Below are 16557 nucleotides of genomic sequence, written 5' to 3'. Positions count from 1 at the left end.
TTACGGCCTGAATACAAAAAGTTATATGGGAGGGAGGCAAATGCATGCCAAACCTCGCAATTATAGAGTTAACCGCTGACTGATACCAGCCTGAAACATTGCCTATTTACTGGATCCATTGACATAACGCCCGGAGAATTCATTTTTATTTACTGAAACAGGCTATTTTCCCGGTTAACCGACGGTGTGCCGTTCCCGATTCGGCATCATCTTTACCCTATGATATCGGATATTTTTAACAAAAGGTTCGTAGGAATTATCAATAGTTTGTACTAGCATAGTTCAAATTCATTTTTTTTATTATCTTCGCCCTGGGCTATTGCCTGGCGGATGGGCAGTAATGACGCTAAATAAACGACAACAAGAAACCGCACAGCGGGCACGGATACTGTTATTCAGTCTGGGATTATTGAGCTTTATTTTCACTCTCTATACGCTGACCCTGGCAGATATTAACGGGACAGTGACGCCCCTGTGGTTAGTCAGCGCATTGATGATGGCGGCGTTTTATCGTAACCCCATTAAACGGTGGCCTTTTATCGCCTTGTTTTGTGTCGCTGGCAGCTATATTGCGACTTATCTTTGGCACTCGTCCGGTTTTATTAAACTGGCTTTTGACATTATCAACATTATTGAAGCGCTAACTGGCGCCCTCTTATTACGTCGTTTCCTGCCCCAGGAAAACCCCCTGTCCAGCCTCAATGACTGGATAAAAATGATCCTCTGCGGGACGATTATCCCCCCGCTTGTTGGCGGGATACTGGCAACCTTCGTGATGCTTTCCGCTAATATGCCGGCTACAAAGGGGTTCTTTATCTGGTTATCCTCAGGGGCAGTGGGGACCCTTGCCTTGTTACCCGTGGGTCTGCTTTATCAGCCCGGGATACTCTCCCGGCCCGTTGATCGACGCTGGATGGTTGAAAGCTTTTTTACCCTGGTAATAACCTTAGTCCTGGGCTATTTATCCCTGCGCTTTTTACCCTCTCCCCTGACTTTTATCGTGGTGTTCTTAATGTGGAGCGCCATTCGCTTACCCAGACTGCATGCATTTATCCTGTTTTTTGTTGCCTTGCTGGTACTGTCAACCGTGATTTCTATGGGGCATTTTCTGCAGGGGACGTCAAACACTGAGGTGCTGGCCTATACCCCCTGGCTGCCTTTTTTAATGCTGTTACTGCCAGCCAATACCATGACGATGGTGATGTATGCTTTCCGGGAAGAGCGTAAGTTAATCAGTGAGAGTGAGACACGCTTTCGCAATGCCATGGAATATTCCGCTATTGGCATGGCGCTGGTCTCAACCGAAGGGCGGTGGCTACAGGTGAACCATTCCCTGTGTCAGTTCCTGGGCTATTCGGTTAATCAGCTACAGGCGCTGACTTTTCAGCAGATCACCTGGCCGGGGGATTTAAAAACCGACCTGCATAAACTGGGTCTGCTGGCACAGGGTGAGATAAACAGTTACTCCATAGAAAAGCGTTATTACACCAGCGAGGGGAATATTGTCTGGGCGCTGTTGACGGTCTCGGTGGTACGGGATCAGGCCAGTGAGCCTCTCTACTATATTGCGCAAATTGAAGATATTAATGAGCTGAAACACAGTGAGCAGGTCAACCGGCATTTAATGGAGCGAATTACTCTGGCAAACGAGGCCGGTGGGGTAGGTATTTGGGAATGGGATTTAGTTAACAAATCCATGAGCTGGGATAAGCGGATGTTTGAATTGTATGAAATGTCCCAGCAAACGGTTCCCACCTACAAGCTCTGGTTGCAATTGGTCTTGCCGGAAGATCGCCCCAGTGTAGAAAAATTTATTCAGTCTGCCTTAAAAAATAATGAACACTTTAAGCTGGAATTCCGCATCAGGGTAAAAGAAGGCATACGCCATATTCGTTCCTTTGCTAATCGTGTGCTCGCCAGAAATGGGGAAACAGAGCGCCTGTTGGGCATTAATATGGATATGACAGAGGTGAAAGAGCTGAATGAGGCGCTGTATCAGGAAAAAGAGCGCTTACATATCACCCTTGACTCTATCGGTGAGGCGGTCATTTGCACCGATATCCATATGACGGTCACCTTTATGAACCCCATCGCCGAAACGCTCAGTGGCTGCTCCCAGAAAGAGGCCATTGGCCAGCCGATTCAGCGGGTGCTGCATATGACACTCGGGGATAGTGGCCCCGAGCTGACGGATATTTATAGTGGCCCTATTTCTCATGCGCTAAATGAACAGGACGTGGTACTGCATTCACGCCATGGGGCCAGTTACGATATTCATTATACACTGACCCCGCTGACCACCCTTGACGGTAATAATATTGGTTCGGTGATGGTGATTCACGACGTCACCGAGTCAAAAAACATGCTCAAACAGCTCAGTTATAGTGCTTCCCATGACAGTCTGACTCACCTGGCAAACCGTTACAGTTTTGAAAATCAGCTCCGCCAGTCCTTGCAAGAAGCCATCGAATATCGCCAGCAACATGCGCTGGTCTTTATCGATCTTGACCGTTTTAAACAGGTGAATGATTCCGCAGGCCATGCAGCGGGGGATGCCCTGTTACGGGAATTATCTGCCATGGTACTGAGCTTGCTGCGTACCGGGGATCTGCTGGCACGGTTAGGCGGGGATGAGTTCGCCCTGCTGCTGCCGAATTGCTCAGTGGAAAATGCCCGTTATATTTCAGAGTCGATTATTCATAACATTAATCACTATAAGTTTATCTGGGATGGGGAGCAGTACCGCATCGGCGCCAGCGCCGGGATCACACGTATTGACAGTAATAATGCCGTTGCCGAGGAGGTCTTGTCACAGGCCGATATCGCCTGCTATGCCTCGAAAAACAGTGGCCGTGGCCGGGTGACCCTTTACGATCCCCAGCAGTTTAATGCCTCCGGGGGGGATGAGCACCTGCTCGCCCAGGAGCAGCATGATATTATTCACCGAAATCCGATGATGATCGTTGCCCAGCCGATTGCCCATAGCCGTGTCTCGACGGCAACCAGTTTCTATTTTCTTTCTTTGCGATTCTGGCGTAATGACTCAGAAGTGATTAACGAAACCACATTCCGGGCACAATTACAGAACCCAGGTTTGCAGTACGAGCTGGACAAACGGGTGATTAAAGAATTCTTTAATCGATTTGCTACCCCCCTGACCCAGAAAGGTTTCGGCTTTACCTTGCCGATATCAGCTGTTGGGCTGTCCAGTAAAGTATTAATCAATGAATTGTTGAATGCGTTGGCTATTCATAAAATGCCTGCACGTTTATTGCATTTGTGCATTTCCAGTGAAGCACTTTGCCATGCCTCACAACAGCTGAGTGATAACCTGCAGTACCTGCATAAATCTGGTTGTCGGTTACTTATCAGCCATGTTAATCGGGCCCCTGAGATGCTCAATACCCTCAGCAGCCACCTGTTCGACTATGTGATGATTGACTCTGATTTGATGGTGAATATTCACGATAATGTGATGAATGAGATGATGGTCTCGATTATTCATGGCCATGCCCATCGCATGTCACTGCGTTCTATTGCTGGCCCGGCTGAAACCCAACAACAGTTTGATACCCTGTCCGCCATTGGTATTGATTTACTGTTTGGCGAAGCCGTTGCCGCTGCCCAGCCCCTGGATTTGCTGCTCAGTCAGAGTTACTTTGCCATTAACTAAGGCCCCTTTTCAGGGCCTGGCGCGGCCCCGTAATACCGGGCATTTGGATACTCAGGCCACGCATCCCCCCGCCTTCCCTGTCTCACCATGGGGGGAATTTGGCGGGAAATCACGCTGTTACCAGCCCGGAAGACGTTCTGGAGTTGCTCAACGGCGTTCATTCCGCTAAAGTCGCCGCCTTCTCAATGGCATGGGGATGGACAGCAAACATGAATATTGGTTTTGATTATGGTACGGCAAACTGTTCAGTGGCCGTCATGCGCGAGGGTAAGCCGCAGCTTCTTGAAATGGAACAGGGTTCCCCTTTTCTGCCTTCAATGCTTTGTGCTCCAACACGTGAGGCTATCAGTGAGTGGCTGTATCGTCACCAGGGCGTTCCGGCTGATGCCCAGGAAACCCAGGCGCTCTTACGCCGGGCGGTGAGCTATAACCGGACAGAAGATATCGATGTACTGCCAGACAGTGTGCAATTCGGCCTGCACTCCCTGGCGCAGTATATGGAAGATCCGGAAGAGGTCTACTTCGTTAAATCCCCGAAGTCGTTTCTCGGGGCCAGTGGCCTCAAACCTCAGCAAGTGGCGTTATTTGAAGATTTAGTCTGCGCCATGATGGTGCACATTCGCCAGCAAGCGGAACGACAGTTAACGGAAGCCCCCACCCATGCGGTGATTGGACGCCCGATTAACTTCCAGGGTTCCGGTGGTGAGGAAGCCAACCGTCAGGCTCAGGATATTCTCGAACGGGCGGCGCACCGGGCCGGATTCCAGCAGGTGGTGTTTCAGTTTGAACCTGTCGCTGCCGGGCTGGATTTTGAAGCCCAATTACAAGAAGAAAAGCGGGTGCTGGTGGTGGATATTGGCGGAGGTACCACCGACTGTTCTCTCCTTCTGATGGGGCCTCAGTGGCATACCCAGACAGACCGTGCCGCCAGTCTGCTTGGTCACAGTGGCTGCCGGGTGGGCGGTAACGACCTGGATATTATGCTGGCCTTTAAACAACTCAGCCCCCTGCTGGGCATGGGGGGCGAGATGCAAAATGGCAATGCGCTTCCCCTGTTACCCTGGTGGAATGCGGTGGCGATTAACGATGTTCCTGCACAGAATGCGTTTTACGCCAGCGCCAATGGCCAGGCACTGGCAGAACTGCAGTTCAACGCTAAAGAGCCAGAAAAGGTGGCCTTTTTGCATCAGGTATGGCGTCAGCGCCTGAGTTATCGCCTGGTTCGTGCAGCCGAAGAGAGCAAAATAGCCCTTTCCAGCGCGGAACAGGTGGCAACATCGCTGCCCTTCATCGCCCGGAATGTGGGTTGTGATATCACTCAGCATGCCCTGGAAGCCGCCATTAGCCAGCCACTGCAGCGTATTATGGAACAGGTGACACTGGCTATGGAGAGCAGCAATGTCAAACCCGAAGTGATTTACCTCACTGGGGGCAGTGCACGGTCGCCGTTACTGCGTGAGGCGTTGAGTCGCCAGTTGCCGGGTATCCCTGTCGCAGGGGGGAATGATTTCGGTTCCGTGACCCAGGGGCTGACCCGCTGGTCCGAACTGATTTTTCGTTAAACATCCCCGTTAGCCTCATCCTCCCTGTTACACAGGGGGGATTATTTCACCCTCGCCCCGGCGAATAGCCCGCCTCTTAAAAGTGATGCTTTATTCAGTCCCCTGGTTATTGCACAATATCAACCATACAGTACTTCATATTTACTCCATTATTCTGCGGTACTACCTCATTATACTAGCGTTAATCCCCCCTATCGTTTTAGTAAGGAAACAGAGAGTCCTATGGCAGGCAGAAAAATTTCACGCGGACTGTGGCTGACAGGGGCCCTGGTTGTTCTGGCCCTGGCCGCAGCCGGGTTCTGGTATTCCCAACAAGGCACCTCGACAAAACACACTCAGGGCGCTGGCTCAAAAAGGATGACCGGGGCCGGGCCTCGTGGAATGCCCGGCAGGGAGGCTCTCGCGCCGGTTCAGGTAGCCCTGGCGACACAGCAGAAGGTCCCGTATTTTCTGAGTGGTTTAGGCACGGTGACGGCAGCCAATACCGCCACGGTGCGTAGTCGGGTTGACGGGCAACTGGTCGCGATTCACTTCCGGGAAGGGGAGCAAGTGGCTGCCGGCACTCTGCTGGCGGAGATAGACCCCAGCCCGTTTAAGGTGGCTCTGGCCCAGGCGGAAGGGCAGCTGGCTAAAAATCAGGCAACACTGAATAATGCCCGCCGTGACTTGGTTCGTTACCAGCAACTGGCTAAAACGCAGGTGGCATCACGCCAGGAACTGGATGCACAACAAGCCCAGGTTGAAGAACTCATCGGGGATGTTGCTGCCAGTAAGGCCGCCGTCGCCAGTGCCCAGTTACAGCTGGACTGGAGCCGTATTACTGCCCCTATTTCTGGCCGCGTGGGGTTAAGGCAGATCGATGTCGGTAACCAGATTACCGGGAGTGATACCCTTGTGGTTATCACCCAGACTGACCCTATTGATGTGGTGTTCACCCTGCCGGAAAATGATATTGCTACCGTGATCAAGGCTCAGAAGACACAACCTGAATTACCGGTTGAGGCCTGGGATCGTAACCTCCGTAACTTACTCAGCACAGGCTCGTTGCTGAGTCTCGACAACCAGATAGACGCCACCACCGCAACAATTAAACTGAAGGCCCGTTTTGCGAATGAGAACGGGCAATTGTTCCCTAATCAGTTCGTTAATGTGCGTATGCAGGTGGCCACACTCCAGGATGCGGTGGTGATCCCCACCTCCGCTTTGCAAATGGGCAGTGAAGGGCATTTTGTTTGGGTCGTTGGCTCAGGGAACAAGGTCAGTAAAAAACAGGTCACCCCTGGGGTGCAAAATAATCTTTCAGTGGTGATTCAGGCCGGGCTTTCAGCAGGGGCGCGAGTCGTTACGGATGGGGTGGATCGCCTGACTGATGGCGTCAGCGTTGAAATCGTGGCCCCAGCGGATGTGGCGCCCACAGTACCGGCCCAATCCCAGGGAGTGGCTGCCTCATGAGTGCGTTACCTCCCCGCCCGCCTGGCGGCCCTTTTCGGCTCTTTATTATGCGTCCGGTGGCCACCACCCTGTTAATGGTGGCCATTTTACTGGCGGGCATTATTGGCTATCGCTTTTTACCGGTATCCGCGTTGCCTGAAGTGGACTACCCCACAATTCAGGTCGTGACACTTTATCCAGGGGCCAGCCCTGATGTGATAACGTCTGCCATTACTGCCCCGCTGGAACGGCAGTTTGGGCAGATGTCCGGCTTGCAGCAGATGGCTTCCCAAAGCTCGGCGGGGGCGTCGGTCATCACCCTGCAATTTCTGCTCAGTTTACCCCTGGATGTTGCGGAACAAGAGGTGCAGGCAGCGATTAATGCGGCCACCAATTTGCTACCGGATGACCTGCCTAATCCTCCTGTTTACAATAAAGTTAACCCGGCTGATCCACCGATTATGACCCTGGCAATCACCTCCAGTGACATGCCAATGACGGAAGTTCAGGATCAGGTAGAAACGCGTATTGCCCAAAAAATATCCCAGGTTTCCGGTGTCGGGCTGGTCACGCTTTCCGGGGGAATGCGCCCGGCGGTACGTGTCCAGCTAAATCCCCAGGCGCTGGCAGCTCTGGGCCTGACCAGTGAAGATGTTCGCACCGCAATTACCGGGGCGAATGTGAATTCCGCCAAGGGGAGTATCGACGGCCCGGAGCGGGCAATTACGTTGTCAGCCAATGATCAGATGCAATCCGTCCAGGAGTATCGGGACTTAATTATTAGCTGGAAAAACGGGGCGCCAGTACGCCTGGGAGATGTGGCAGAAATTGAACGCAGTGCTGAAAACCGCTGGCTAGGTGCCTGGGCCAATAAACAACCGGCGGTAGTGTTAAATATTCAACGCCAGCCAGGGGCGAATATTATCGCCACGGCGGACAGTATTCGAGCCCTGCTCCCGTCGTTGACCAGTAGCCTGCCAAAGTCAGTCAGTGTGACGTTACTGAGTGACCGCACCACCAATATTCGTGCCTCTGTGAGCGACACTCAGCATGAGCTGATGCTGGCGATTGCTCTGGTGGTGATGATTATTTATCTGTTCTTGCGTAATGTCCCGGCGACAATTATTCCTGCTGTGGCGGTGCCATTATCATTAATGGGCACCTTTGCGGTGATGGTCTTTCTCGATTTTTCCATTAACAATTTGACGCTAATGGCCCTCACCATTGCCACGGGGTTTGTGGTGGATGACGCGATTGTGGTTATCGAGAATATTTCCCGCTATATCGAAAAGGGTGAAAAGCCCCTCGATGCGGCCCTCAAAGGCGCGGGGGAAATAGGCTTTACCATTATTTCACTCACCTTCTCGTTAATTGCCGTTCTGATCCCGCTACTGTTTATGGGGGATGTCGTGGGCCGGCTGTTCCGTGAGTTTGCCGTGACACTCGCGGTGGCGATTCTTATCTCCGCCGTGGTCTCCCTGACACTCACGCCAATGATGTGTGCCCGGATGCTCAGTCATGCATCGCTGCGTAAACAAAACCGTTTCTCTCGTGCCAGTGAAGCATTATTTGAGCGTATTATTGCCGGTTACGGTCGTTTGCTGGTTCCCGTATTGCGCCACCCCTGGTTAACCCTGAGCGTTGCCCTGGGGACACTGGTACTGACGGTGGCACTGTGGATCATGATGCCGAAGGGCTTCTTCCCGTTACAAGACAACGGTATGATTCAGGGCACACTCCAGGCCCCTCAGTCGGTCTCCTATGCCAATATGGCCGAGCGCCAGCAGCAGGTGGCGACACGTATTCTGCAAGACCCGGATGTGGAAAGCATCACCTCATTTGTGGGGGTGGATGGCACCAACCCGTCACTCAACAGTGCCCGTCTGCAAATCACGCTCAAACCACTCAGCGAGCGTAAAACCCGTATCCCGGCGATTATCACGCGCCTGCAACAGAGTGTTGACACCCTGCCAGGGCTGTCGCTCTATTTACAGCCGACCCAGGACTTAACCATTGACACCCAGGCCAGCCGGACTCAGTACCAGTTTACCGTGCAGGCCACATCACTGGAGCAACTCAGTCGCTGGATACCGCAACTGGTCGCGCGGCTTAATACCCTGCCACAGTTATCCGATGTCAGTAGTGACTGGCAAGATCAGGGCCTGATGGCTTATGTGAATGTGGACAGGGACAGTGCCAGCCGGCTGGGTATCAGTATGCAGGATGTGGACAACGCCTTGTATAACGCCTTTGGGCAACGGCTTGTTTCGACCATCTACACCCAGTCAAATCAGTACCGTGTGGTGCTGGAAAATGCCCCCCATTCTGGCGAAGGAATACATGGGCTGGAGGGGATCTACCTCACCAGCAGTGAAGGGAAACCTATTCCTTTAAGCACCATTGCGCATATTGAACAGCGCCTTACACCGCTGGGGATTAACCACTTGGATCAATTCCCGTCGGCCACGCTGTCATTTAATGTCCCGGCACCCTATGCCCTGGGGGATGCGGTGAATGCCGTGCTGGAAACGGAAAAGGCGATCGATTTACCTCAGGATATGACAACCCAGTTCCAGGGTAGCTCACTGGCCTTCCAGGCAGCGTTAAGCAGTTCGGTCTGGTTGATTCTCGCCTCCGTGGTTGCCATGTATATTGTGCTGGGTGTGCTTTATGAGAGTTTTATTCACCCGATTACCATTCTTTCGACCTTGCCCAGTGCCGGGGTGGGGGCATTACTGGCGCTGATGCTGTCGGGGGCTGAACTGGATATCATTGCCATCATTGGTATTATTCTGCTAATTGGTATCGTTAAGAAAAATGCCATTATGATGATCGACTTTGCCCTCGCTGCCGAACGAGAGCAAGGGATGACCCCTTATGAGGCCATTTATCAGGCCTGTCTGCTGCGTTTCCGTCCCATTCTGATGACGACTCTCGCGGCCCTGCTCGGGGCTCTGCCATTAATGCTGGCAACAGGGGTCGGGGCGGAGTTACGCCAGCCGCTGGGGATCGCCATGGTCGGCGGATTACTGGTGAGTCAGGTACTGACTCTGTTTACAACACCGGTTATCTACTTACTGTTTGATCGGCTATCCCTGGCCACTCGTCGCCGCTTTGGCAAGCCGCAACAGGGGGTCTAGGTGAAATTTTTTGCATTCTTTATTTCTCGCCCTGTCGCCACGTTGTTACTGACCCTGGCGGTGACCTTATGTGGGGTGCTGGGGTTCCGGTTATTGCCCGTGGCCCCGCTTCCCCAGGTAGACTTTCCCGTTATTATGGTGAGTGCCTCCCTACCGGGGGCGTCTCCCGAGACGATGGCATCCTCCGTGGCGACACCACTGGAGCGTTCACTGAGCCGTATTGCTGGGGTGAATGAGATGACGTCCAGCAGTTCACTGGGCAGTACCCGTATTATTCTGGAATTTGATTTTGACCGGGATATTAACGGAGCCGCCCGGGACGTGCAGGGGGCTATCAATGCCGCCCAGAGCCTGCTCCCCACAGGGATGCCTGAACGGCCGACCTATCGCAAGATAAACCCTTCAGATGCCCCGATCATGATCTTGACGCTCACCTCAGACACTCTGACGCAGGGGGAATTGTATGATGTGGCCTCTACCAAACTGGCCCAGGCCGTGTCGCAAATCGAGGGCGTTGGGGATGTGGATGTGGGTGGCAGCTCCCTGCCCGCAGTAAGGGTCAATCTCAACCCGCTGGCGCTATTTAACCAGGGTGTGTCACTGGATGCGGTTCGCTCTGCGATTAGCAGTGCCAACGTGCGCCGCCCATTAGGGGCGGTGGAAGATACCAGGCATCGCTACCAGGTACAGACCAATGATGAGCTAAAAAAAGCAGCAGATTATCAGCCGTTAATTATTCACTACAACAACGGTGCTGCGGTTCGTTTAAGCGACGTAGCCAGTGTGGTGGACGATGTTGAGGACGTGCGCAACGCGGGGATGTCTGATGCAAAACCCGCTATTCTGTTGGTGATAACCAAAACCCAGCAAGCCAATATTATTGCCACGGTTGATCGCATCAGGGCAAAGCTGCCAGTGCTGCAACAACTGCTCCCGGCATCCGTTAAGCTGAATGTTGCCCAGGATCGTTCCCCCACTATCCGTGCTTCACTCATCGAGGTAGAAAAGGCCCTGGTGATTGCCGTCGCGCTGGTTATCCTGGTGGTCTTTTTGTTCCTGCGTTCAGGACGCGCGACGCTTATCCCCGCGGTCGCGGTGCCCGTTTCGTTGATCGGGACCTTTGCGGCCATGTACCTTTGTGGCTTTAGCCTCAATAACTTGTCCCTGATGGCGCTGACCATTGCCACAGGTTTTGTGGTGGATGACGCTATCGTGGTACTGGAAAATATCACCCGTCATTTAGAAGCAGCCATGAAACCGATGCAGGCGGCTCTTATTGGGGTGCGTGAAGTGGGGTTCACGGTTTTTTCGATGAGCCTGTCATTGATCGCCGTCTTTTTGCCACTGTTGTTAATGGGGGGGATCTCCGGGCGGTTATTTCAGGAGTTTGCCATTACCCTGTCAGTGGCGATTCTCATTTCCCTGGCCGTCTCCCTGACCCTGACGCCAATGATGTGTGGCCGGCTACTGAAGAGTCGCCCTGCAACATCCCCTTCCCCCCCGAAAGGAGCGGCTCGCCTGCTGGCCGGGTTACAGAAGGGGTATGGGCGTTCACTGGGATGGGCTCTCAATCATACCCGTTTTATTGGCCTGATCTTTTTAGGCACCATTGCCCTGACGGTCTGGCTCTATATTTCCATTCCTAAAACGTTCTTCCCGGAGCAGGATACCGGCCGTCTGATGGGGAATATTCGGGCTGATCAGAGTATCTCCTTCTCAGCAATGCGTGGAAAGTTGCAAGATTTTATGAAGATCGTTCATGACGATCCCGCAGTAGAAACGGTAACAGGTTTTACCGGGGGCTCTCGCGTCAACAGCGGGATGATGTTTATTTCCCTTAAACCCCTGACAGAGCGGCGAGACAGTGCCCAGCAAGTGATTGATCGCCTAAGGGGAAAACTGGCAAAAGAGCCTGGAGCCAGCCTTTTCTTGATGCCTGTTCAGGATATTCGTATGGGGGGACGCCAGGCAAATGCCAGTTATCAGTATACCCTGCTGTCTGACAACCTGACGGATCTGCGAGAGTGGGAGCCTAAAATTCGCACCGCACTGGCCGCATTACCGACCCTGGCCGATGTAAACTCCGATCAGCAAGACAAAGGCGCTGAGATGGCACTGACGTATGACAGGGATGCCCTGGCAAGGCTTGGGGTCGATGTATCCCAGGTCAATAGCCTGCTTAACAACGCCTTCGGCCAGAGGCAAATATCAACTATTTATCAGCCACTTAACCAGTACAAGGTGGTGATGGCCGTGGACCCTCAGTATGCCCAGGATGTCAGTGCTCTGGATAAGATGTTTATCATCAACAAGGCCGGGGCGCCTATTCCTTTATCCCAGTTTGCCCGGTGGCAACCGGCAAATGCACCGCTGTCGGTGAACCATCAAGGTCTGTCTGCTGCCTCGACAATCTCTTTTAACCTGCCAACAGGGGTATCCCTTTCCCAGGCCAGTGATGATATTAACCGTGCCATGACCGCGCTGGGTGTGCCAGCCTCCGTACAGGGAAGTTTTGCTGGTACTGCCCAGCTGTTTCAGCAAACCCAGAACACGCAGGTGATGCTGATCCTGGCGGCTATTGCCACGGTCTATATTGTGCTTGGCATTCTGTATGAGAGCTATATTCATCCTTTAACGATATTATCCACATTGCCTTCAGCAGGGGTCGGCGCACTGCTGGCGCTGGAACTCTTTAACGCGCCCTTCAGTCTGATTGCCCTGATTGGTATTATGCTATTAATTGGTATTGTGAAGAAAAACGCCATTATGATGGTGGACTTTGCCATCACGGCCCAGCGTCAGGATAACCTCGGCCCTAAAGAAGCCATCTTTCAGGCCTGTTTACTGCGGTTCCGGCCGATTATGATGACCACGCTGGCAGCCATGTTTGGTGCCCTTCCTCTGGTGTTAAGCCACGGGGATGGTGCCGAGCTACGCCAGCCGCTCGGGATAACCCTGTTGGGTGGCCTGCTGGTGAGCCAGCTACTGACACTGTATACCACGCCGGTCGTGTACCTGTTCTTTGAAGGCTTACGTACGCGTGTTAAGCCTGGCAAAGTACCGGATTCCAGCCCCGATATACACTAGCTCCCCCGTTGCAGAGCGCTGCAAGCGGGCAGAACCCGAATCACGTCCTCTGTTCAGTGATTCGGGTAAACAGACCTGATAACCACGGGTTCCCCGTCGCGTTAAGGATAGAAGATTGCATGAATGACCTGCCCCCAGGGGTTCGCTGGCAATTGTGGATAGTCGCCTTTGGCTTTTTTATGCAGGCGCTGGATACCACTATTGTCAATACTGCTCTCCCCAGTATGGCAAAAAGCCTGGGGGTAAATCCGTCACAGATACATTCTGTGGTTGTGGCCTACGTCTTAACCGTGGCGGTGATGCTCCCCGCCAGTGGCTGGCTGGCGGATCGAGTGGGGGTACGGAATGTATTTTTTACCGCCATTATTCTGTTTACCTTCGGCTCCCTGTGTTGTGCCGGGGCATCCAGCCTGAATGAGCTAGTGCTGGCACGTATAGTACAAGGGGTGGGCGGCGCCATGATGGTGCCTGTCGGGCGTTTAACCGTCATGAAGATTGTGCCCCGCGCCCAGTACATGGCGGCCATGACCATGGTCACTATCCCTGGTCAAGTCGGGCCTCTGCTCGGCCCGGCACTGGGGGGAGTACTGGTTGAATACGCATCCTGGCACTGGATCTTTTTAATTAATATTCCTGTGGGGATTATCGGTGCAGTGGTGACCATCAGGCTGATGCCGAATCACACCATGCCCACCGGGCGTTTTGATCTTCGTGGTTTCTTACTACTCGCCCTGGGGATGGCGACACTCACCCTCGCCCTGGAGGGGCAGCACGGGACGCCCCTCTCGGACTGGTTACTGGTGTTATTCCTGGTCTGTGGTAGTGGTGCCCTGCTGCTGTATCTGCGACATGCATACGGAAATCCGGGCGCGCTGTTTACGCTCTCTTTATTTAAGACCAGAACCTACGCCATTGGCTTACTGGGGAGCCTGTGCGGGCGTATTGGTAGCGGGATGCTGCCATTTATGACCCCGGTGTTTCTTCAGCTGGGGCTGGGGTTTTCCCCGTTTCATGCGGGGCTGATGATGGTGCCTATGGTGCTTGGCAGTATGGGGATGAAGCGCATTGTGGTACAGGTGGTGAACCGCTTTGGTTACCGTAAGGTGCTGGTCGCCTCTACCCTCGGCCTGGCCTTACTGTGTCTGTTGTTTATGGGAACAGCAATGCTGGGCTGGTATGCATTATTACCTGTCTTGCTGTTCTGCCAGGGAATGGTCAATGCCATGCGGTTCTCGTCCATGAACACCTTAACCCTGAAAGACTTACCCGATGATCTCGCCAGTGGTGGTAACAGTCTGTTATCGATGGTGATGCAGCTCTCAATGAGTATTGGGGTCAGTATCGCAGGGCTGCTGCTTGGGGTATTTGGTCATGCGGCAATCGCCCCTGACGGCGGTATGTTGCACCAGGTCTTTATCTATACCTATAGCAGTATGGCACTGATTATTGCCCTGCCTGCGCTGGTCTTTCTCCGGGTGCCGAACGATGCCACGAAAAATTTTGCCATCACACGACATAAAAGGAACCAACCATGAAACTCTGGCGACCGGGGATCACGGGTAAACTGTTTTTTGCTATTCTCTCAACCTGTCTGATGGTGCTGGCCATTATGCACTGGGGGATCAGGCTCAGTTTTGAATATGGTTTTATTGACTATGTTAAGCGTGGCAACGAACAGCGTCTGGAATGGCTCAGTGATGCACTGGGGGAGCAGTATACCCAGCACGGTGACTGGAAGTTTCTGCGCCACAATGAACGGGTGATGTTTAAGCTATTACGTTCCTTTGAACAAGACAGCATCAATGAAAACCCTTTACCGCCCCATGGCTGGCGCGCGAAGTTTTGGGTACTGGATCAGAAAAGAAAAATCCTGGTGGGCCCCAAGAATGAACTTCCCTCGGACGGCATGCAGCGGGCCATAATCGTCAACAATCACACGGTTGGCTGGGTCGTCTCCTCCTCCATGGAGCGTTTAACCCGTAATGCCGACATTAATTTTGATCGCCAGCAGCAGCGTACCAACTGGATTATCGTGGCATTATCATCATTACTGGCGGCTGCGGTCACCTTCTTTCTTGCCCGGGGCTTGCTGGCACCGGTAAAACGACTGGTGGAGGGCACGCACAGGCTGGCTAAAGGGGATTTTGCCACTCGCGTGACCCCAGGCAGTAATGATGAACTGGGAAAACTGGCCCAGGACTTTAATCAGCTGGCCAGTACTCTTGAAAAAAACCAGCAGATGCGGCACGCCTATATGGCCGATATTTCCCATGAATTACGCACCCCGCTGGCGGTTTTACAGGGGGAACTGGAGGCGCTGCAAGACGGAGTACGGCAGTTTACACCAGACTCACTGACTTCACTGCAAATGGAAGTGGCCACACTGAGTAAACTGGTTAATGATCTGCATCAGCTATCTCTTTCTGATGAGGGGGCTTTAGCCTACCAAAAAGCCTCACTGGATATCATCACCCTGCTGGATGTCGCCGCCGGGATATTTCGCACTCGTTTCGCCGAACGGGGAGTCAGTTTGCATGTGACACTGCCTGAACATGCCAGGGTGTTTGGTGACAGTAACCGCTTGATGCAATTACTGAACAATGTGCTGGAAAACAGCCTGCGTTACACGGACCCGGGGGGTGAGTTACGTATCCTGGGCAATATAATGGATGACCAGCTGATATTACAGTTCACTGATAGCGCCCCTGGCGTGAATGATGAGCAGCTTGCCAACCTGTTTAACCGCTTCTATCGGGCGGAAGGCTCACGTAATCGTGCCAGTGGCGGGTCTGGGCTGGGGCTGTCCATTTGTCAGAATATTGTGACGGCCCATGGGGGAACATTACGCGCCAGCCACTCCCCCATCGGGGGCGTCACAATGACCATCACGCTGCCACTGGAAACCTGTTTACCGAGAATACTATGACTGAAATTCCTGTTGATGACCTGGCACCACGTATTTTAATTGTTGAGGACGAGCCCAAACTGGGGCAACTCTTGATCGATTACCTGCGCGCGGCAAACTACAACCCGGCGTTGATCACCCACGGTGATCAGGTGTTGTCCTATGTGCGCCAGACGCCCCCGGATTTGATCTTGCTGGACTTAATGCTGCCCGGTATGGACGGCCTGAGTTTATGCCGGGAGATCCGTCGTTTTTCCGAGGTTCCGATGGTCATTGTCACCGCCAAGATAGAAGAAATTGACCGTTTACTGGGGCTGGAACTGGGAGCCGATGACTATATTTGTAAGCCCTACAGCCCACGTGAAGTGGTCGCCCGGGTAAAAACAATTTTACGCCGTTACAAACAGACTCAGCCCCTGAGTCTCCCCCCTGAAAATAACCCGTTAGTCATCAATGAAGGGCGGTTTCAGGCAAGCTGGCGGGGTAAAATCCTGGACTTAACCCCGGTGGAATTCCGGCTATTAAAAACCCTCTCTTGCGAGCCTGGAAAAGTCTTTTCCCGGGAAGTGTTGCTCAACTACCTCTATGACGACTATCGCGTGGTAACCGATCGTACTATTGATACCCATATTAAAAATTTGCGGCGCAAACTTGAGGCACTCGATAACGAGCCCTCTTTTATTCGTGCGGTCTATGGTATCGGTTATCGCTGGGAGGCTAGCCCCAGCACCCTGCTCTGAGGCTAGTTTCCCACACTAA

At 53.0% G+C, this 16557-nt stretch carries 8 protein-coding genes; all 8 read left to right on the top strand.

Annotated features, from left to right (window positions below):
• The first annotated feature begins 340 nt into the window (after window positions 1-340).
• The 8 genes from JK154_RS06150 (at window position 341) to baeR (ending at window position 16538) form a co-directional block, all read left to right on the top strand.
• Complete coding sequence (locus JK154_RS06150) at window positions 341-3673, top strand: diguanylate cyclase (protein WP_211991627.1); 3333 nt, start codon at window positions 341-343, stop codon at window positions 3671-3673.
• A gap of 209 nt (window positions 3674-3882) precedes the next feature.
• Window positions 3883-5235 (top strand): molecular chaperone, encoded by a 1353-nt coding sequence (yegD, locus tag JK154_RS06145; RefSeq protein WP_211991693.1) that lies wholly within the window; start codon window positions 3883-3885, stop codon window positions 5233-5235.
• Between the two features lie 222 nt (window positions 5236-5457).
• Window positions 5458-6687 carry an MdtA/MuxA family multidrug efflux RND transporter periplasmic adaptor subunit gene (locus JK154_RS06140; RefSeq protein ID WP_211991626.1) on the top strand — a complete coding sequence of 410 codons (1230 nt, stop codon included), beginning with the start codon at window positions 5458-5460 and terminating at the stop codon, window positions 6685-6687.
• Entirely contained in the window at window positions 6684-9806 is a 3123-nt protein-coding gene (locus JK154_RS06135; protein WP_211991625.1) for an MdtB/MuxB family multidrug efflux RND transporter permease subunit, read from the top strand. The genes JK154_RS06140 and JK154_RS06135 overlap by 4 nt, the downstream gene beginning before the upstream one ends.
• Complete coding sequence (mdtC, locus tag JK154_RS06130) at window positions 9807-12893, top strand: multidrug efflux RND transporter permease subunit MdtC (RefSeq protein ID WP_211991624.1); 3087 nt, start codon at window positions 9807-9809, stop codon at window positions 12891-12893.
• Window positions 12894-13012: 119 nt separating this feature from the next.
• Window positions 13013-14428, top strand: coding sequence for a multidrug transporter subunit MdtD (mdtD, locus tag JK154_RS06125; protein ID WP_211991623.1), 1416 nt, complete (start codon window positions 13013-13015; stop codon window positions 14426-14428).
• The gene (gene baeS, locus JK154_RS06120; RefSeq protein WP_211991622.1) at window positions 14425-15819 is read left to right on the top strand and encodes a two-component system sensor histidine kinase BaeS; all 1395 of its coding nucleotides are present in this window, start codon (window positions 14425-14427) and stop codon (window positions 15817-15819) included. The genes mdtD and baeS overlap by 4 nt, the downstream gene beginning before the upstream one ends.
• The gene (gene baeR, locus JK154_RS06115; protein WP_211991621.1) at window positions 15816-16538 is read left to right on the top strand and encodes a two-component system response regulator BaeR; all 723 of its coding nucleotides are present in this window, start codon (window positions 15816-15818) and stop codon (window positions 16536-16538) included. Before baeS ends, baeR begins: the two co-directional genes overlap by 4 nt.
• Window positions 16539-16557 lie beyond the last annotated feature (19 nt).

This window comes from Citrobacter sp. JGM124, assembly GCF_018257795.1.
Taxonomy (GTDB): domain Bacteria; phylum Pseudomonadota; class Gammaproteobacteria; order Enterobacterales; family Enterobacteriaceae; genus JGM124.
This window is presented reverse-complemented; position numbering and strand designations above follow the sequence as displayed.